The organism is Nocardia sp. NPDC050718, from assembly GCF_040654235.1.
Classification (GTDB): Bacteria; Actinomycetota; Actinomycetes; order Mycobacteriales; family Mycobacteriaceae; genus Nocardia.
This window is the reverse complement of the sequence record NZ_JBFAHQ010000010.1, coordinates 78,246-97,245: the sequence shown is the minus strand read 5'-3', so window position 1 is coordinate 97,245 and position 19,000 is coordinate 78,246. Positions and strand designations below refer to the sequence as shown.

Genomic DNA, 19,000 nt, shown 5'->3' with positions numbered 1-19,000 from the left:
CTCGGCGGAGGCTCGGGCGACGGTGCCCGGGCGGCGACGACCCTACGAAACGAGTTTCCTCAATGACGCGGCATGTCGACGTACTGATCATCGGCGCGGGCCTGTCCGGAATCGGCACGGCTTGTCACCTCACCCGCGAGCAGACCGGACGCAGCTACGCGATCCTGGAGCGCCGCGAGAACATCGGCGGCACCTGGGACCTGTTCAAGTACCCCGGCATCCGCTCCGACTCGGACATGCTGACCTTCGGTTTCGGTTTCCGCCCGTGGATCGGCACCAAGGTGCTCGCCGACGGCGCCAGCATCCGCCAGTACGTCGAGGACACCGCGAAGGAATACGGCGTCACCGACCACATCACCTTCGGTCGCAAGGTCGTCACCGCCGACTTCGACCGCGCCGCCGCGCTGTGGACCGTCACCGCCCTGATCGAGGCCACCGGCGAGACCGAGACCTGGACCGCCAACTTCCTCGTCGGCGCCAGCGGCTACTACAACTACGACGAGGGCTACCAGCCCACCTTCCCCGGCCAGGACGACTTCCAGGGCCGGATCGTGCACCCGCAGCACTGGCCCGAGGACCTGGACTACACCGGCAAGAAGGTCGTCGTCATCGGTTCCGGTGCCACCGCGATCACGCTGATCCCGTCGATGGCCGACAAGGCCGCGCACGTCACCATGCTGCAGCGCTCGCCCACCTGGATCCAGGCGCTGCCCTCGGACGACCCGGTCGCCATCGGCCTCAAGAAGTCCCGGGTGCCCGACCAGATCGCCTACAAGATCGGCCGCGCCCGCAACATCGCCCTGCAGCGGGCCAGCTTCCAGCTCTCCCGCACCAACCCCGAGCTGGCCAAGAAGCTGATGCTGGCCCAGGTGCGCCTGCAGGTCGGCAAGAACGTGGACCTGCGCCACTTCACCCCGAGCTACAACCCGTGGGACCAGCGCCTGTGCGTGGTGCCCAACGGTGACCTGTTCAAGGTGCTCAAGAGCGGCAAGGCCGACATCGTCACCGACCGCATCGCCACGTTCACCGAGAAGGGCATCCGGACCGAGTCGGGTCAGGAGCTCGAGGCCGACATCATCGTCACCGCCACCGGCCTGAACGTGCAGATGCTCGGCGGCATCACGATGTCCATCGACAGCGTGCCGGTGAAGTTCAACGAGACGGTCGCCTACAAGAGCGTGCTGTACTCCGACATCCCGAACTTCCTGATGATCATCGGCTACACCAACGCGTCCTGGACACTCAAGGCCGACCTCGCCGCTGCCTACCTGTGCCGCGTGCTGAACATCATGCGCGACCGCGGCTACACCACCTACGAGGTGCACGCCAACCCCGAGGACATCGCCGACGAGTCGCTGATGGGTGGCGCCCTGACCTCGGGCTACATCCAGCGCGGCAACGACGCGATGCCGCGGCAGGGTGCCCGGGGCGCCTGGAAGCTGGTCAACAACTACTACCGGGACCGCACGCTGATGCACAAGGCGCCGATCGAGGACGGTGTCCTGCGGTTCAGCAAGACCGGCACGACCGTCGCGCCGGGCGAGCAGGCCGTCGGCGCCTGAGTCCCGGCACCACCCGAACCCGAACGGGGTCCGTCACTTCACGGTGACGGACCCCGTTCTTTCGTCACGGTGATCGATGCCCGATCCGCTCGCGCGCAGCGGGTTTCGGTCGCCCGGGCGAACTTCCAGCGCCTCCCGTACTATCGCGATCGAAGACACCGCCCGGGGAGACGAAGGAGGACGGTGTGGGATCTCGCCTACCGGCGACCATCCGAGACGCGGGGATGTGGGTGCGGCGTTTCGCCGCGACGACACCGGGTGTGATCGGCGCGGTCCTCGTGGTGACCACGGTGGCCTGCCTGATCGCCGGATCGACAGTGGGACAGCAGCTCGACGCCAAGATCGGCCGCACCGAGCAGGTGCTCGACCGCACCGAGCCGCTGGCCTTCGCGGCGCAGAGCCTCTACGTCTCGCTCTCGGCCGCCGATGCCGGTGCGGCGACGGCGTTCCTGTCCGGCGGCGTCGAATCGCCCCAGGTGCGCGACACCTACGAGCAGGCGCTCGCCGAAGCCGCTGCCGCACTGGCGGAAGCGACCTCGGGCGCCACCGACGCCCAGACCAGGGCGATCGTGGCCCGCATCGCCGCCGACCTGCCGACCTACACCGGCCTGGTGGAGACCGCGCGGGCCAACAACCGCCAGGGTTTCCCGGTCGGCTCGGCGTATCTGCGGCAGGCCTCCGACCTCATGCAGACCTCGTTGCTGCCCAACGCCGAACAGCTCAACCAGGCCCGCTTCGCCGCCGTCCGCGAGGACCAGCACCGCATCGGCGCGCTGCCGCTGACCTCGATCGTGCTCCTGCTGCTGGTGCTCGCCGCCTGCGGCGCCGGTTCGGTGCTGTTGCTGCGCCGCACCAACCGGCTGGTGAACCCCGGGGTGGCCCTGGCCGCCGCGGCCGCGCTGCTGGCGCTGGTGTGGTCGGCCGGGGCCACCCTGACCGCCGCGCACCTGCTCGAGACCGGCGACTCCGGGGCGGGCGCGCGGGTGGAGAACCTGGCGAGCGCGCGCATCCTGGCCCAGCAGGCCCGGACCGACGAGACACTCGCCCTGATCACCCGGGGCGACATCACCGCGCCGGAGAACGCCTTCCACACCCACACCCGCGACCTCGAACAGCGGCTCACCGCGGCCGGTGCGGGCGACTCGGAAGCCGCTCGGGCACTGACCAATTGGAACGCAGGCCACAACGCCCAGCGCACCGCCTACGAGAAGGCCGACTACGCGGGCGCCGTCACCCAGGCCGTCGGCACCGGTCCCGACAGCTCGGCCACCAGCTTCGCCCGGCTCGACCGCGAACTGCGCGACGCGCTGGCCCAGGCCCGCACCGACCTGCGCGACGGCGTCGACGCCGCGGGAACCGCCTTCACGCTCAGCCCGTTCGGCACGCTGCTCCTGCTGCTGGCCGCGGCGGGCGCGGTGGTCACCGGCCTGTGGCCCCGACTGAAGGAGTTCCTGTGAGCACCCGGCGTCCCCTCCTAGCCGTGGTCCTGGCCGCGGTGGCCGTCCTGGTCGCCGGCTGCGGCGACGCCCCGGCACCGTCGACCATTCCGGCCACCGCCGTCGCCCCGCCGATCCCCGGCGCGGAGGCCATCACCGCGGCCCCCGCCGCGGAGGGCACCGGATCCTGTGACACCGAGGCGACTTTGGCGCCGACGGCGCAACCGCGTCCCGGCGCGATGCCCGCCGGTTCGTCGATGGCCGCGATCGTCGCCAACGGCAGGCTGCGCGTCGGCGTCGACCAGAACACCTACATGTTCGGCTTCCGCAACCCGTCCACCGGACGGCTGGAAGGCTTCGACATCGATCTGGCCAGGGAGATCGCCCGCGATCTGTTCGGTGACCCGGACAAGATCGAACTGCGCTCCGTCGCCGCGGCCGACCGGATCCCGCTGCTGCAGGAGAAGAAGGTCGACATGATCGTGCGCACCTTCTCCGCCACCTGCGAACGGCGCCGCGACGTCGACTTCTCCAGCGTGTACTACCGTGCGGCGCAACGCATCGCGGCCCCGAAGGGCTCGGGCATCACCACCGCGTCCGGGCTCGCGGGCAAGCGGGTGTGCGTCACCAAGGGCACCACCGCGGCCGCGCCGCTGTTCGCGCTGCCCACGCCGCCCGCCGTGCTCGGCGTGACCAACTGGACCGACTGCCTGGTCGCCCTGCAGCAGGGCACCGTCGACGCGATCAGCGGCGACGAGCCGATCCTGGCCGGACTGGTCGCCCAGGATCGCAACCTGGAAATGGTCGGCGACGAGATCGGCACCGGCGCCTACGCGGTCGGCGTGCCCAAGGGCAGCGGCGATCTGGTCCGGTTCGTCAACGGCGTGCTCGACCGGGCCCGCGCCGACGGCACCTGGCAGCGGATCTACCAGCAGCATCTGGGGGTGCTCGGGCCGTCGCCGGGCCCGCCGGTACCCCGGTACGTCGGATGACCTGGCCGCTGCTCGGTCTCGCCGAGATCGATCGGGAACTGGCCGCGCGCACCGCGGAATTGGCCAAGGTGACCACGACCCTGCTGGAACTGGACCGGCATCCCGGCCTGACCCTGGTGCGCCGGTATCCGCCGACGGGGGAGACCGCGCGCCGCTGGGCGCCGGTGGAGGAGGCGCTCGGCCGGCTCTGGGAGGACCTGGGCCGGGTGCGCGCGATCCTGGCCGAGGCCGAGACGGTCCGTGGCGGTCGCGGCCGGATCGACGACCGCGCCCGCGGCCGCCTCACCGAACTGCTGCGCGGCCGTCCGCACGAGGTCGCCCGGATCCCGATCCCGTTGGCGCAGCGCGGACTCACCGGTCCCGCCGAGACCCTGGTGACGGTCGGCATCGCCGATTCGCTGGACCGGATGCGCGCCGCCTTCGCGTTCGTCGCGCCCTTCGCCGAGGAAGTGGCGGCCGTCGACCGGCAGGTACTCGGCGCGCTCGCTCCGCTCCAGCAGCGGGTCGAGCAGGCGCACGGCGCGCTCGACGCCGCCGCCGAACCCCTGGCGCGGATGCTGAGCCGCGCGGGCACCGACCCACTGGGGTTCCGGCCGGGCGAGATCACCGCCGCGCTCGCCTCGCTGACCGCGCTGATCGAGACCGAATCCGCCCGGCACGCCGAGTATCTCGCGGTCGCCGCCGACCTGCCCGGCGCGGTCGCGCACCTGCGGGCCCAGCTCGCCGATCTCGACGCGCTGCAACGCGCGGCCGACGACACCGCCGCCGACGCCGCGCGCAAGGTCGCGACCGGCGAACTCCCCGGCGGCGGGGAACCGGCCGCGCGACTGCTCGCCGCGCTCGACGGCCTCGGCGCGCCGCCGACCAGACCGACGGTCGAGCATCTGCTCGCGCTGCGGGCGCGCACCACCGAGGCCGTCGACACCGCGACGCGGCGACAGGAATTGGCGCGCGGACTGCTGGACCGGCGCGCCGAACTACGCGGCCGGTTGACGGCGTACCGGGCCAAGGCGTCCCGGCTCGGGGTGAGCGAGGACCGCGACGTCCTCGCCGCCGATCGCATCGCCGCCGGCCTGCTCGGCCGCACGCCCTGCGATCTGGCCGCGGTCACCCGGGCGGTCGCCGACTATCGTTCGATCATCGGGGAGAAAGCGGGGCGGACAGCATGACATGTAGTGAACCGGGGTGCGGCGGCGCCGTCGAGGACGGCTATTGCGTCCTCTGCGGCACCGCCCCGGTGGCGAGCGCGCCACCGCCGAGCGCGGTGCCGCCGTCCGGTGCGGGCCGGTCCTCGCGGACCACGGCCCAGCCGCGCAACGGCGCGACGCCCCCGCCCGTCACCCCGGGCGCGTGCGCCGAACCCGAGTGCGGCGGAACGATCGTCGACGGGTACTGCGACACCTGCGGAACCGCGCCCACCGCGGCCCCCGTGTACAGCCCGTCCGCGCCGACGGTGAGCGCCAGTGGTCGCACCTCGAGCCGCTCGGTGCGCACCCACCGGTCCGGGTCGGCCCGCTCGGCCGCGCGCGGCAGGCTCGGCGCCGGTCTGGTCGAGGTGCCGCCGATTCCGCGCGTCGACCCGGCCACCGCGGTGCTCGCCGACCCGCAGGTCCCCGAATCCGACCGGTACTGCGGCACCTGCGACAAGCCGGTCGGCCGCAGCCACGACGGTGTGGCAGGCCGGACCGCCGGGTTCTGCCCGCACTGCGGCACCCGCTACTCCTTCGTGCCCCGCCTGCGCGCCGGCGACCTCGTCGGCGGTCAGTACGAGGTGGCGGGCGCACTCGCGCACGGTGGTCTGGGCTGGATCTATCTGGCCGTCGACCATCGCGTCAACCGGCGCTGGGTGGTGCTCAAGGGCCTGATCGACACCGGCGACCCGGACGCGCTCGCGGCGGCCGTGGCCGAGCGGCGCTTCCTGGCCGAGGTCGACCACCCGAACATCGTCAAGATCCACAACTTCACCGAACACGCCGACGCCGACGGTGATCCGGTCGGCTACATCGTGATGGCCTATGTCGGTGGCACCTCGCTCAAGCAGATCCTGCGCGCCTACCGCGCCGAGCACGACCGCTACCTGCCGCCCGCGCAGGCCATCGCGTACGTGCTGGAGATGCTGCCCGCGCTGGGCTATCTGCACGCCCGCGGCTGGGCCTACTGCGATTTCAAGCCGGACAACGTGATGCAGACCGAGGAACGGCTCGAGCTGATCGACCTCGGCGCCGTCATCTCGATGGACGACCGCACCAGCCCGATCTACGGCACCATCGGCTACCAGGCGCCCGAGATCGCCGAGACCGGTCCCACCGTGGCCACCGAGGTCTACACCGCGGGCCGCACGCTGGCCGTGCTGATGATGCGGATCGCCTCCGTCGACGGCAAACTCGGCCCGCTGCCCTCGCCCGAGGCCGAACCCCTGCTCGCCCGCCACGATTCCCTGCACCGATTCCTGCTGCGCGCCACCGACGACGACCCGCTGGCCCGCTTCGGATCGATGGCGGAGATGGCCGATCAGCTCACCAGCGTCCTGCGGGAGGTACTGGCCACCGGCGACGGGGTCCCGCGGCCCGGCATGTCGAGTTCGTTCGGTCCCGCCCGCGCGGTCTTCGGTATCGACAGCGCCACCCCGGAGCCTGCCGCGCTGATCGCCGGCCTGCCCGCGCCGCTGGTCGATCCCGCCGACAGCGGCGCCGCCCTGCTGGCCACCACCGACGCCGCCACGCCCGCCGAACTCGAGGCCGCGCTGACGGCCGGGCTGCGCGCGGTGGTCACCGGATCGGGTGAGTCGGTGGAGATTCCGCTGCGCCTGGTCCGCGCCGAACTCGAGGCAGGCGACGCCGAGGCCGCGCTGACCCGCCTGGCCGCGCTGGACACCGACCTGGAATACGACTGGCGCCGGGTCTGGTACCGCGCCCAGGCGGCGCTGCTGACCGATGAGTACGCCACGGCCGCCGCCGACTTCGAGGCGGTCTACGCCGCGCTGCCCGGCGAGCCCGCACCGAAACTGGCGCTGGCGGCGGCGCTGGAACTCGGTGCCGCGCAGACCGAAGCTGGTGCGGCACAGCATGATCGCGCGCTGGCACTCTACGAGCTGGTGTGGCGTACCGACCACACGTATCTGTCCGGCGCCTTCGGCGCGGCCCGGCTGCGGCGCGCGAGGGCGGACCGGACGGGCGCCGTCGCGGTGCTCGACCAGGTCGACCGCAGCTCGTCGATGTTCACCGAGGCCAGGGTCTCCGCCGTCGAGACCCTGCTGGCCGACCGCGCGCCCGCCGAGCTGGACGAGGCGCTGCTGCGCGAGGCGGGCGAGCGGGTCGAACGACTCAGCCTGGACTCGCGGACGCGGACCGCGCGGGTGCGCATGCGGGTCCTGGAGGCGGCGCTGAACTGGATCCGGTCGGGACAGCGGCCGAGTGCGCCAGGCAAGCTGTTGGACGTGGAATTCACCGAGCAGGGAGTGCGGACGGGGTTGGAACGATGCTTGCGGACATTGGCTCGGGAAGCCGACGACATGTGGACCCGGTTCGTGCTGGTGGATCAGGCCAACGCGGTGCGGCCGAGGACCACGCTGTGAGCGCGCCGGGGTGTCCGGACTGCGCGGGGTCGGCCAGGGCGGGGCACCGCTTCTGCGAAGGGTGCGGGCGGGAACTCGGCGTGCGCAAGGTCGCGCTGCCGGTGCACGATCCGGCCGCGGTGCCGCAGTGCTCGACCTGCGGTGAGCGCCGCTACGAGGGCGGCTTCTGCGTGCAGTGCGGCAGCCCGAAGCCGGTGCCCGACCGGTTCGAGGACGATCTGGGCGCGGTGTATCTGCTCACCGACCGCGGAATCAGCCACGCGCGCAACGAGGACGCCGTCGCCGCGGCCGTCCGCGACGGCGACGGGACCCGGGTGATCGTGGTCAGCGACGGCGTCTCCACCTCGCAGGACCCGCAGGCCGCCTCCGGTACCGCGGCCCGCTCCGGCGTCGACGCCGCGCTGGCCGCCCTCGCCGACGGCCGGTCCGCCCGCGACAGCGTGATGGCGGGCCTGGCGACCGCGACCGCGGCGGTGCGCGGGATGTCGCGCAGCAGCGAGTACGCGCCCTCGTGCACCTACGTCTCGGCGATCGTGCGCACGACCGCCGAGGGCACCGAGATCACCGTCGCCAATGTCGGTGACAGCCGGGCGTTCTGGCTGGCCGCGGGTGACCCGACCGCCTCGCGCAGGCTCAGCGTCGACGACTCCTGGGCCCAGGCCCTCGTCGACGCGGGCGCCCTCGACGAGGACGCCGCCATGCACGACCCCCGCGCGCACACGCTGCTGCGCTGGCTCGGTGCCGACGGCGGCGAAGCGCCCTGGTCGGCGCACTGCCTGCAGAGCATGGTCGTCACCGAACCGGGCACCCTGCTGCTGTGCAGCGACGGCCTGTGGAACTACCTACCGGATGCCGTCGCCCTGGCCGGATTCACCGTCGAGACCTCGCCGCAGGCCGCGGCCCGCGCGCTGGCCGACTTCGCGCTGAACAGTGGCGGCAGCGACAACATCACGGTCGCGCTGGCCCCGGTGCCCGCGCCCGCTGCCGTACCGCACGATCCAGGAGTGTCATGAGCTCAGCCGAGACCACAGGTATCTCGATCGCCGTCGACCAGAACGAGTTCCTCGCCGAGGGCACGCGGGTGGTCGACGCGGTGCTCACGGTGGCCACCGGCCCCGAACTGGCCGCCGTCGCCACCCCGCCGCCCCGGCTGGAGATCCTGATCATCGACTGTTCGGGGTCGATGGGTAACAAGCGCAAGTTCGAGAACGCGCGCACCGCCACCAGGACCGCGCTCGACGAGATCCCCGACGGCACCGCGTTCGCCATCATCGAGGGCACCGAGGCCGCCCGGATGATCTACCCGACCGGCACCATGTCGGCGCCCGCGGATCGCACCCATCGCAGCGCCGCCCGGCGTGCACTGGACAAGCTGCGGCCCGACGGCGGCACCGCCATGGGGTCCTGGCTCGCGCTGGCTCGCCAGGTCGCCGCCGCGCATCCCGGCGCGCAGGCGCACGCCATCCTGCTGACCGACGGCAAGAACGAGCACGAGACGCCGGAGCAGCTGGCCACCGAACTCGACCGTGCCGAAGGCCTTTTCGTCTGCGACTGCCGCGGTGTCGGCGACGACTGGATGGCCGCCGATCTGCACAAGATCTCCTCGAAACTGTCCGGCGACGCCGACATGGTGGCCGATCCGAAGGACCTGTCCGCCGACTTCGCGAAGATGATGCGGTCCTCGGTGGCGCGGGTCATCCCGGAGCTCACCCTGCGGGTGTGGACCCCGGCGGGCGCGCGGGTGCGGATGGTCAAGCAGGTCGCGCCGGTGCTCGAGGACCTCACTCCCCGCCGCACCGACACCGGCCCGCAGGTGGGGGAGTACCCGCTCTCGTCCTGGGCCGCCGAAGAGCGCGAGTACCACGTGCAGATCGAGCTGGAACCGGCCGCGCCCGGCCGCGAGAAGCTGGCCGCGCGGCTGAGTGTGCTGGCCGGTGACGAGGTGCTCGGCCAGGGGCTGGTGCGCGCGGTCTGGACCACCGACACCACCCTGTCCACCCGGATCAGCACGCGCGTCGCCCACTACACCGGGCAGGTCGAACTGGCCCAGGCCGTCCAGGAGGGCCTGGCCGCCCGCCGCAACGGCGACCTCACCACCGCGACAGCGAAACTGCGGCGCGCGGTGGAACTGGCCGCCGCCTCCGGGCACGAGTCCACCGCCAAGCTGCTGCGCGGCGTGGTGGAGGTCGACGACCGCGACGGCACCGTCAAGCTGCGCGGCCAGGTCGCCGCCGCCGACGAACTCGCGCTCGACATCCGCTCGACCAAGACCGCGCGGGTCCGTCCGGAGGGTGCCTGACATGCCGATCTGCGCGGACGGGCACCAGTCGCGCTCGCTGGACTACTGCGACGTGTGCGGTTCGGCGCTGGCGGGTGCCGGCGCGCCGGATCCGGCCGACCTGCGCCTGTGCCCGTCCTGCGCGACGCCGACCAGCGGCCGGTTCTGCGAGGTCTGCGGCTACGACTCAGCCCTGCCCCCGGCGCCGCGTCCGGAGCCCGATCCGCGCCGCGCCGAACCGACCCTCGTCCGCGCGGACGGGCCGCGCGGGGACCGGGTCGCTCCGGCCTGGGAGGCCCGTGTGTTCGCCGACCGCGAGTTCTACACCAGGGTCCAGGCCGACAAGGGGCCCGATGCCGAGCGCGTCGCCTTCCCCGACTTCTATCCGGAGCGGCGGATCCCGTTGCACGGGAGCCAGTTCCTGATCGGCAAACGCTCGGAATCGCAGGGCATCGTGCCCGAGATCGACCTCGGCATCGCCCCGGCCGACATCGGGGTGTCCCGCGCGCACGCGCTGATCCGGGTGGACCCGGCGGGCGGTCTCACCGTGACCGACCTCGGCTCCACCAACGGGACCAGCCTGGACGGCGCCGCGCAGCCGATCCGGCCCCAGGTCGCCGTCGAACTGCGCGCGGGCAGCCGGATCCACGTCGGCGGGTGGACCACCATAGAGATCGCCACGCGACCATAGACGAATCCGTTCACCGAACCGTAGGGTCGGGGCCATGACGAAGTTCGACGGGAAGACCTGCCTGATCACCGGTGCCGCCAGCGGGCTCGGCCGCGCCACCGCGTTCGCGGCCGCCGCCAAAGGCGCTGCCCTCGTGCTCACCGACATCAGCGCCGACGCGCTCGCCGACACCGCGGCCGAACTGCGTGCCACCGGTGCCACCGTGCATCTCGCGCACGCCGCCGACGTCAGCGACCATGCCGCCGTCGTCGGCCTGGCCGCGCACACCTTCGAGGCGGTCAGCCGGGTCGACATCGTCATGAACGTCGCGGGCATCGCTACCTGGGGCACCGTCGACAAGCTCACCCACCAGCAGTGGCGGCGCACCGTCGACATCAACCTGATGGGGCCGATCCACATCATCGAGGAGTTCGTGCCGCCGATGATCGCGGCGGGCCGCGGCGGCCACATCGTCAACGTCTCCTCGGCGGCCGGGCTGTTCGGTCTGCCCTGGCACGCGCCCTACAGCGCCACCAAGTTCGGCCTGCGCGGGGTGTCGGAGGTGCTGCGGTTCGACCTGCGCAGGCACAAGATCGGCGTCAGCCTGGTGCTGCCGGGCGCGATGGCCACCCCGATGGTGGACAGCGTCGACATCGCCGGTGTCGATCGCGACAACGCGGCACTGCAGAAGGCGATGCGCTTGTTCCTGCGCCACGCGGTGACTCCCGAGCAGGCCGCGACCGCCGTGGTGAAGGGCGTGGAGCGCAACCGCTACTGGGTCTACACCTCGCGCGACATCCAGCTCGCGCACTGGGGCCAGCGCTACGTGCCCTACGGCTACACCCTGGCCATGCGCGGTCTCAACTCGGCCATGTCCGGCTACGCCGCCAAGAACGCCCTGGTCCGCTGACCGGACGGGCCCCGGATCGCCGGATCCGGGGCCCGATCCGGGGTCAGGACGCGACGATGTCGTACGCGCCCGGCACGTACGATCCGCCCTGCTGGCGCACGATCACGCCGAGCCGGTTGGCCGCGTTGATCTGGGCGACCAGCGCGACCAGCGCCGCGATCTGATCGTCGTCGTAGTGCTCACGCACTCGCGCCCAGGTCTCGTCGGTGACCCCGCGCGCGGCGTCGGCGATCCGGGTGCCCTCCTCGGCCAGCGCCAGCGCGGCCCGCTCGGCCGCCGTGAACACCGCCGCTTCGTGCCAGGCCGCGACCAGGTTGATCCGCGTCGCGGGTTCTCCCGCGTGTGCCAGGTCTTTGCTGTGCACGTCGGTGCACCATCCGCACCCGTTGATCTGGCTGACGCGCAGCATCACCAGATCCTGGGTGGTCTTGGGCAGTGTCGACTGCAGGATGGCCAGGCTGGCGTTGCCGAACCGCTTGGCGAATTTCGCGCCGATCTCGTTGTCCACCAGGGTGAAACGGGGTTCCATGAGTTCGTCCTCACGTCGTGGGTCTTGCGAACGACCATGGAGATGCCGCGGGCCCGCTCGGTGTGACATCCCCGGCGCCGTGACGTGGACCACACCCGGCAGCTGTCACAGAATTCCCGGCGGCGGCATCTGATGGGCGTGTATGCCACCTCGCCGAGCACGCCGGGCCCCGCCACCGAGGCCTTCGTCGCCCACCGCAATCTGCTCTTCACCGTCGCCTACGAGATGCTCGGCTCGGCCGCCGACGCCGAGGACGTCCTGCAGGAGACCTGGCTGCGCTGGGTCGGTGTCGATCTCGGCGTGGTGCTCGACCACCGCGCCTACCTGGTACGGATCACCACCCGCGAGGCCCTGATGCGGTTGCGGACCCTCGGCCGCCGCAAGGAGTCCTACGTCGGTCCGTGGCTGCCCGAGCCGCTGCTCACCACGCCCGATGTCGCCGCCGATGTCGAACTGGCGGAGAGCGTCTCGATGGCGATGCTGCTCGTCCTGGAGACCCTGGCCCCGACCGAGCGCGCGGTGTTCGTACTGCGTGAAGTCTTCGACCTGCCCTACGACGAGATCGCCGAGGCCGTCGACAAGACGCCCGCCGCGGTCCGCCAGATCGCGCACCGGGCCCGCGCTCACGTCGCCGCGCGGCGTCCGCGCGGGATCGTCACGCCCGCGCAGTCACGGGCCGCGATCGACGCGTTCCAGCGGGCGGTGGAAACCGGCGACCTGCAGTCCCTGCTCGACATCCTCGCCCCCGATGTCGTGTTCCTCGGTGACGGCGGCGGCGTCGTACAGGCCGCGCTCGCGCCCGTCGTCGGCGCCGACCGCGTCGCGGCGCTGCTGGCGGGCAGCATGCCCCGGATCGGTGCCACGATGACCGTCACCCCGGTGCCGGTCAACGGCCACCCCGCGCTGATCCTGCGCCTCGACGGCACGATCGACACGGTCATCGCCGTCCGGGTCGACGACGGGCTGGTGACCGGCCTCTACGCGATGCGCAACCCCGACAAGCTCGCCCGGATCGGACAGCCGACCGCCCTGCGCCGCTGACCGCGCTCAGCGCACCAGATCGCTGGGATCGGTATTGGCCCCGCACAGGATCACGCAGACCCGCTCGCCGGGCTCGGGCCGATACGCCGCGCCCGTACCGCCGTCGAGCAGCGCGGCGAGCGCCGTCGCGGCACCCCATTCCACCGCGATCCGGTGCTCGTCCCAGAGCTGCCTGCGGGCCCGCCGGATCAGGTCGTCGTCGACCAGTACCGAGCGCACGCTCTCGTGCTGCGCCGCGGCCAGCGCCATGGCCGAGACATTCGGCGCGCCCAGGGAATCGGCGGCCACCGAATCGACGGTGACGTCCACCGGCCTGCCCGCCGCGAGCGCCGCGTTGAGCGACCGGCTGCCCACCGGCTCGACCGCGACCGTGCGGACCCCGACATGCTGTGCGGCGACGGCGGTTCCGGTGAACAGCCCGCCCCCACCGACGGCGACGAGCACGGTGTCCAGATCGGGGACCCGCGCATGGATCTCGCGCATCAGCGTGCCCGCGCCCGCCGCGATGAGGGGATGGTCGTAGGCGTGCGAGGACAGCGCCCCGCTGGTCGCGGCGAACTCCTGGCACGCGGCGAGGGCCTGCTTGTACTCCGGACCGATCAGGCGCACCTCGGCGCCGTAGTCACGCAATCGACGGATCTTCACCGGGGGAGCGGTGTCGGGCAGGAACACCGTCGCCGGCACCCCGGCCTCGCGCGCGGCCCACGCGCACGCGAGCCCCGCGTTGCCGCCCGAGGCGATCGTCACACCGGCCGCGGGCAGCGTCCCCGCCGCCGCGTGCGCGCGCACGAAGTTCTGCGCGCCACGCGCCTTGAAAGTGCCCGTGAACTGCAGGAACTCCAGCGCGAAGGTCAGCGGTGCCGGGCCGGGAGCGGCCGGTGCGACGGTGATCGGGCGGACCAGCCCGTCGATCCTGGCGGCGGCGGCCTCGATGTCGTCATAGGTCGGTGTCACGCCTCGACTATGCCACCGGACCAGCGCTCCCGAGGGTCGTCCGGATCGCCCGCTGACCGGGCGAATTGTTACGGCGGGTTTACGCGACCTCGGGTCTGGGTACATAACGGATCGGTAACGAGCTCGAAGACGGGATGTCGTGTCGGTCTGGGGACGCGAACTCCCCGCAGTGATCCGGCGCACGCCCGGCGTGTCAGCAAAGGATGTGCACATGAGCGAGCGAAGCGAACGGTGGACGAACGCGGCCACCGGCGCGGTCATGGTCGGATCTCGCGAGAGCGAGGTACGGGCATGAGCGCGAACCTGATGATCGTGGACGACGACGTCCAGATGCGCGGCGATCTGCGCCGCGCGATGGAAGACGAGGGATACGCCGTCGCCGAGGCGGGTGTCCCCGAGGACGCGCTCGACCAGCTCCGCAGCGACGGACCGCCCGACCTGATGATCGTCGACCTCATGCGTGGGGAGACCGACGGCTTCGACTGCATCAGGGAGATCCGCCGCGACCACGACGTGCCGATCATCGTGATCAGCACCCGCTACGACACCCACGATGTCGTGGCGGCCCTCGAGGCGGGCGCCGACGATTTCGTCAGCAAGCCGTTCGAGATCAAGGAGATCACCGCGCGGATGCGCGCGCTGCGCCGTCGCGCGCGGATCACCGCCGATCGTGACGTCACGCCCGAAGCGGTGCTCGACGCCGACCCGGTCGCACCACTGGTGCTGGCCACCGACGCGGGCGCGGTCCGCCGCGGCGACACCGAGATCCACCTCACGGTCACCGAGTTCCGCTTGCTCTGTGAGCTCGCCGAGACTCCCGGCCGGGTGCTCAGTCGCGCCGTCCTGCTCGAAAGAGTGTGGGACCAGGGATTTTTCGGTGACGAGCGGATCGTCGACGTCCACGTGCGCCGGTTGCGCACCAAGATCGAACGCGATCCGTCCGACCCGCGCATCGTGGTCACGGTGCGCGGTCTGGGCTATCGGCTCGACCCGCAAGCGTAGTAAAAGACTCGTCATACAACTGCAAAGAGCTCGACACAGAGACCGCAAAGTCGGTTCGACACTGTAGATGTATGCCTTCGTCCACCGTGTCCATCGAATCCGCTTCCGCCCCTGCGGTTCTCGGTTCCGAACCGATACTGCGCCCACCCCGGCTGGGTGACGGAGCCCAGCTGTGGCGGATCGCCCGCGACTCGCAGGTACTCGACGTCAACTCCAGCTACGCCTACCTGCTGTGGTGTCGCGATTTCGCCGCCACCTCGCTGGTCGCCGACAGCGACGGCCGCGCGGTGGGATTCGTCATCGGGTACGTCCGCCCCGAAGCGCCGGACACCGTGTTCGTCTGGCAGATCGCCGTCGACGCCGAATTCCGTGGCCGCGGCCTGGCCGGCCGCATCCTGCACACGCTGCTGGATGCGGTGGCCCCCGCGGGCATCACCACGCTGGAAACCACGATCTCACCCGGCAACACCGCCTCCCAGGCGCTGTTCGCCGCGGTGGCCCGCGAGCGCGGTGCGGGTTTGCGCACCGTCTCGCTGTTCGAAACGCACGATTTCCCCGATTCACACGAGGCCGAGCTGCTGTATGTCATCGCACCCGCTCAGCGCCAGGAGGAACGACGATGATCACGACCACCGACACCAGCATCTTCGAGGCCATGGAATCGAATGTGCGGGGCTACTGCCGTGACTGGCCGACGGTCTTCACCACCGCCGAGGGCGCCTGGCTGCGCGACGAGCAGGGTCGGGAATACCTCGACTTCTTCGCCGGCGCCGGCGCGCTGAACTACGGCCACAACAACCCCGTGCTCAAACGCGCGCTGCTCGACTACATCGCGGGCAACGGCATCACCCACGGCCTCGACATGTCGACCGTCGCCAAACGCGAACTGCTGGAGACCATCCGGGACACCGTGCTGTCCCCGCGCGGCCTCGACTACAAGGTGCAGTTCCCCGGCCCGACCGGCGCCAACGCCGTCGAGGCCGCGCTGAAGCTGGCCCGCAAGGTGACCGGCCGCAAGACGGTGCTCAGCTTCACCAACGCCTTCCACGGCATGACCCTGGGCGCGCTGTCGGTCACCGGCAACGCCGCCAAGCGGGCCGGTGCCGGCGTGCCGCTCGAGCACGCCACCCCGATGCCCTACGACGGGTATTTCGACAACACCATCGAGGACTTCGGCTGGATGCAGCGCGTCCTCGACGACAGCTCGTCCGGTTTCGACCGCCCCGCCGCGGTGATCGTGGAGACCGTGCAGGGCGAGGGCGGCGTCAACCTGGCCCGCGCGGAATGGCTGCGGCACCTGGCCGGCCTGTGCGCCGCGCGCGACATCCTGCTCATCGTCGACGATGTCCAGATGGGGTGCGGCCGGACCGGTCCGTTCTTCTCCTTCGAGATCGCCGGCATCACCCCCGACATCGTCACGCTGTCCAAGTCGATCGGTGGCTACGGCCTGCCGATGGCGCTGGTGCTGCTCAAGCCCGAGCACGACCAGTGGGCGCCGGGTGAGCACAACGGCACCTTCCGCGGCAACAACCCCGCCTTCGTCACCGCGACGGCCGCGTTGCGCGAGTACTGGAGCGACGACACCCTGGCCCAGCGCACCGCCGCCAACGGCGAGTACGTCGGGCGCACCCTGTCCGCGGTCGCCGACCGCTACGACGGGGTCTCGACGCGGGGCCGCGGCATGGTCCACGGCATCGTCTTCGACGATCCGTCGCAGGCGGGCAAGGTCTGCCGGACCGCCTTCGAGGACGGGCTGCTGGTGGAGACCTCCGGGTCGATGGACGAGGTGGTGAAACTGTTGCCGCCGTTGACACTCGGCAGCGACGAACTCGCCCGTGGCCTGTCGGTCCTGTCGGCCTCGATCGACGCCGTGTGCGGAGGTGCCGCATGATCGTGCGCACCACCGCCGAGATCACCGGCACCGAACGCGACGTGGCGGGTCCCGGCTGGCGCAGCAAGCGCATCGTGCTGGCCGGGGACCGCGTCGGCTTCTCCTTCCACGAGACCACCATCGACGCGGGCACCATCCACGAGTTCCACTACCAGAACCACGTGGAGGCGGTCTGGCTGGTCGAGGGTGAGGGCAGTCTGCTCGACCTCGACAACGAGACCGTCCACCAGCTCGGCCCCGGCTCGATGTACCTGCTCGACGGCAACGAACGTCATCAGGTGCACGCGCGCACCCGGCTGCGGATGCTGTGTGTGTTCAACCCGCCCGTCACCGGCCGCGAAATACACGATGAGAACGGGGTGTATCCGCTCATCGTCGAGGAGGATGCCCGTGTCTGATCGGCTCGACCGCTACCCGACCCGGCTGATCGAGCCGGCCCCGCACATCGAACGCACCGATCCGACGGTGTGGGGCCGGGTCACCTCGCCCGAGCTGGCCGGCTTCGACGCCAACGGGTACGCGGTCATCCCCGACCTGCTCAGCCCCGACGAGGTCGCCGCGTTCGGCGCGGAGATCGGCCACCTCGCCGCCGATCCCGTGCTCTACGGCGACGACCGGGTGGTGGTGGAACCGGTCGCCGGACAGGTGCGTTCGGTGTTCCAGGTGCACCGGCTCAGCAAGCCGATCGCGGAGCTGCTGGCCGAATCGCGGATCGTCGGGCTGGCCGAGCAGATCCTCGGATCGGCGGTGTACCTGCACCAGACCCGGGTCAACTACATGCCCGGGTTCGGTGGCAGCGGGTTCGCCTGGCACTCCGATTTCGAGACCTGGCACGCCGAGGACGGGATGCCGGCCCCGCGGGCGGTGAGCCTGTCGATCGCGCTGACCGACAACTACCCGTTCAACGGCAGCCTGATGCTGATGCCCGGCTCGCACCGCACCTTCGTGCCGTGCCTGGGGGAGACGCCCGAGGGGCACTACCGGGAATCGTTGCGGGAGCAGCGGTTCGGGGTGCCGACCAACGACGACATCACCTTCCTCGCCGCCCGCTACGGCATCACGCAGTTCACCGGGCGGGCCGGGTCGGCCCTGCTGTTCGACTCGAACCTGATGCACGGTTCGTCGAACAACATCACGCCGTACCCGCGGTCGAACATCTTCCTGGTGTTCAACAGCGTGGACAACGCGCTGGCGGAACCGTTCGCGGCGCCGCGGCGCAGACCCGCGCACATCGCGTCCCGTGAGGTCGCTCCGGTGCGCGAGGTCGGCCCGCGCGCGGTGTCGGCGCTGGCGGATCAGACGCGCTAGCGCGGCAGTTCGGTAAGGGAGGCCGCGGCCCGCGGATCATCGTGGGCCGCGGCCTTCCACCAGTGCTCGGCACCGGCGCGATCCCCGTCGCGCAGCAGCAGCACCCCCAGGTCGTAGGCCGCGGCACTGTGCCCCGCCTCGGCGGCCTGCGTCAACAGGGTGCGCGCCGAATCATGCTCGCCCCGTTCGTTCATCGCGGTCCCCAGATCGTAGAGCGCCCGCCCGAAGCTCTGTCCCCCCGAAGCCTGCGGTGCACGAAGAGTCGGCGGTGCGATCGTCGGGGCCGTCTCGACGCGCGGGTCCGGCGTGATCGCCGGGGGCGGGGGAGCCGGGTGCCCCGCCCTGAGGTCGCGCGGTGCGGGGTGCTCGGGCGGCAGGTCTGCCGGTGAGCTGGTTCCCTGTCGCCCGGCGATGGTCGGTGGCATGAGTGCCGGTGCGGTGGCTGCTTGTTGCTCCGCGATGGTGGGTGGCGTGAGTGCCGGTGCGGCGTTTGCCTGTTGTGCCGCGATTGTCGGCGGCAGGTCCGCCGGTGGGCTGGATGCTTGTCGCCCCGCGATGATCGGCGGCATGAGTGCTGGTCCGGCGGTTGCCTGTTGCTCCGCGATCGTGGGTGGCATGATTGCCGGTGCGGTGGCTGCCTGTTGTGCCGCGATGGTGGGGGGCATGAATGCTGGTGCGGCGTTTGCCTGTTGTGCCGCGATTGTCGGCGGCAGGTCCGCCGGTGGGCTGGATGCTTGTCGCCCCGCGATGGTCGGTGGCATGAGTGCTGGTCCGGCGGTTGCCTGTTGCTCCGCGATCGTGGGTGGCATGATTGCCGGTGCGGTGGCTGCCTGTTGTGCCGCGATGGTGGGGG

At 71.4% G+C, this 19,000-nt stretch carries 18 protein-coding genes and 1 pseudogene; 15 read left to right on the top strand and 4 right to left on the bottom strand.

From position 1 onward, the window contains the following. Positions 1 to 62 precede the first annotated feature (62 nt). From AB0H54_RS30900 to AB0H54_RS30885, 4 genes are all read left to right on the top strand, one after another. Positions 63 to 1,562 carry an NAD(P)/FAD-dependent oxidoreductase gene (locus tag AB0H54_RS30900; RefSeq protein ID WP_355280326.1) on the top strand — a complete coding sequence of 500 codons (1,500 nt, stop codon included), beginning with the start codon at positions 63 to 65 and terminating at the stop codon, positions 1,560 to 1,562. A gap of 185 nt (positions 1,563 to 1,747) precedes the next feature. Next, positions 1,748 to 3,019 carry a hypothetical protein gene (locus AB0H54_RS30895; RefSeq protein ID WP_357350217.1) on the top strand — a complete coding sequence of 424 codons (1,272 nt, stop codon included), beginning with the start codon at positions 1,748 to 1,750 and terminating at the stop codon, positions 3,017 to 3,019. Beyond that, on the top strand, positions 3,016 to 3,990 hold the full coding sequence (locus AB0H54_RS30890; RefSeq protein WP_357350215.1) for a glutamate ABC transporter substrate-binding protein: 975 nt from the start codon (positions 3,016 to 3,018) through the stop codon (positions 3,988 to 3,990). The genes AB0H54_RS30895 and AB0H54_RS30890 overlap by 4 nt, the downstream gene beginning before the upstream one ends. Next, complete coding sequence (locus AB0H54_RS30885) at positions 3,987 to 5,159, top strand: hypothetical protein (RefSeq protein ID WP_357350213.1); 1,173 nt, start codon at positions 3,987 to 3,989, stop codon at positions 5,157 to 5,159. The genes AB0H54_RS30890 and AB0H54_RS30885 overlap by 4 nt, the downstream gene beginning before the upstream one ends. 40 nt (positions 5,160 to 5,199) lie before the next feature. On the opposite strand, the gene AB0H54_RS30880 is transcribed toward AB0H54_RS30885, so the two are convergent. After that, positions 5,200 to 5,484 (bottom strand): hypothetical protein, encoded by a 285-nt coding sequence (locus AB0H54_RS30880; protein WP_357350211.1) that lies wholly within the window; start codon positions 5,482 to 5,484, stop codon positions 5,200 to 5,202. Here AB0H54_RS30880 and AB0H54_RS30875 point away from each other — a divergent pair. The 5 genes from AB0H54_RS30875 to AB0H54_RS30855 are packed head-to-tail and all read left to right on the top strand — an operon-like array spanning position 5,477 to position 11,422. Beyond that, positions 5,477 to 7,564 carry a tetratricopeptide repeat protein gene (locus AB0H54_RS30875; protein WP_357350209.1) on the top strand — a complete coding sequence of 696 codons (2,088 nt, stop codon included), beginning with the start codon at positions 5,477 to 5,479 and terminating at the stop codon, positions 7,562 to 7,564. The two genes, AB0H54_RS30880 and AB0H54_RS30875, sit on opposite strands and share 8 nt — an antisense overlap. Next, positions 7,561 to 8,577: a phosphatase gene (locus tag AB0H54_RS30870; RefSeq protein WP_355280334.1), complete on the top strand. Its 1,017-nt coding sequence runs from the start codon at positions 7,561 to 7,563 to the stop codon at positions 8,575 to 8,577. Before AB0H54_RS30875 ends, AB0H54_RS30870 begins: the two co-directional genes overlap by 4 nt. Next, complete coding sequence (locus tag AB0H54_RS30865) at positions 8,574 to 9,863, top strand: VWA domain-containing protein (protein WP_357350207.1); 1,290 nt, start codon at positions 8,574 to 8,576, stop codon at positions 9,861 to 9,863. Before AB0H54_RS30870 ends, AB0H54_RS30865 begins: the two co-directional genes overlap by 4 nt. A 1-nt stretch (position 9,864) precedes the next feature. After that, entirely contained in the window at positions 9,865 to 10,533 is a 669-nt protein-coding gene (locus AB0H54_RS30860; RefSeq protein ID WP_357350205.1) for an FHA domain-containing protein, read from the top strand. 34 nt (positions 10,534 to 10,567) lie between these two features. Then, positions 10,568 to 11,422: an SDR family oxidoreductase gene (locus tag AB0H54_RS30855; RefSeq protein WP_355280338.1), complete on the top strand. Its 855-nt coding sequence runs from the start codon at positions 10,568 to 10,570 to the stop codon at positions 11,420 to 11,422. Between the two features lie 43 nt (positions 11,423 to 11,465). Here the strand turns inward: AB0H54_RS30855 and AB0H54_RS30850 are convergent, their stop codons facing one another. Beyond that, complete coding sequence (locus AB0H54_RS30850; RefSeq protein ID WP_357350203.1) at positions 11,466 to 11,951, bottom strand: carboxymuconolactone decarboxylase family protein; 486 nt, start codon at positions 11,949 to 11,951, stop codon at positions 11,466 to 11,468. A gap of 132 nt (positions 11,952 to 12,083) precedes the next feature. On the opposite strand from AB0H54_RS30850, the gene AB0H54_RS30845 reads away from it, so the two are divergent. Then, on the top strand, positions 12,084 to 12,992 hold the full coding sequence (locus AB0H54_RS30845) for an RNA polymerase sigma-70 factor (protein ID WP_357350201.1): 909 nt from the start codon (positions 12,084 to 12,086) through the stop codon (positions 12,990 to 12,992). A gap of 6 nt (positions 12,993 to 12,998) precedes the next feature. On the opposite strand, the gene AB0H54_RS30840 is transcribed toward AB0H54_RS30845, so the two are convergent. Further along, positions 12,999 to 13,946: a threonine/serine dehydratase gene (locus AB0H54_RS30840; protein ID WP_357350199.1), complete on the bottom strand. Its 948-nt coding sequence runs from the start codon at positions 13,944 to 13,946 to the stop codon at positions 12,999 to 13,001. 291 nt (positions 13,947 to 14,237) lie between these two features. On the opposite strand from AB0H54_RS30840, the gene AB0H54_RS30835 reads away from it, so the two are divergent. From AB0H54_RS30835 to thpD, 5 genes are all read left to right on the top strand, one after another. Further along, entirely contained in the window at positions 14,238 to 14,948 is a 711-nt protein-coding gene (locus AB0H54_RS30835; RefSeq protein ID WP_355280342.1) for a response regulator transcription factor, read from the top strand. 71 nt (positions 14,949 to 15,019) lie between these two features. After that, positions 15,020 to 15,571 (top strand): diaminobutyrate acetyltransferase, encoded by a 552-nt coding sequence (ectA, locus tag AB0H54_RS30830; RefSeq protein WP_355280344.1) that lies wholly within the window; start codon positions 15,020 to 15,022, stop codon positions 15,569 to 15,571. Further along, positions 15,571 to 16,839 carry a diaminobutyrate--2-oxoglutarate transaminase gene (ectB, locus tag AB0H54_RS30825; RefSeq protein ID WP_357350342.1) on the top strand — a complete coding sequence of 423 codons (1,269 nt, stop codon included), beginning with the start codon at positions 15,571 to 15,573 and terminating at the stop codon, positions 16,837 to 16,839. Before ectA ends, ectB begins: the two co-directional genes overlap by 1 nt. Beyond that, entirely contained in the window at positions 16,836 to 17,237 is a 402-nt protein-coding gene (locus tag AB0H54_RS30820; protein ID WP_357350196.1) for an ectoine synthase, read from the top strand. Before ectB ends, AB0H54_RS30820 begins: the two co-directional genes overlap by 4 nt. Further along, positions 17,224 to 18,147 carry an ectoine hydroxylase gene (gene thpD / locus AB0H54_RS30815; protein ID WP_355280350.1) on the top strand — a complete coding sequence of 308 codons (924 nt, stop codon included), beginning with the start codon at positions 17,224 to 17,226 and terminating at the stop codon, positions 18,145 to 18,147. The genes AB0H54_RS30820 and thpD overlap by 14 nt, the downstream gene beginning before the upstream one ends. Here thpD and AB0H54_RS30810 read toward each other — a convergent pair. After that, positions 18,144 to 19,000: pseudogene (locus tag AB0H54_RS30810) on the bottom strand (hypothetical protein); the annotation flags it as partial. The gene thpD and the pseudogene AB0H54_RS30810 sit on opposite strands and share 4 nt — an antisense overlap.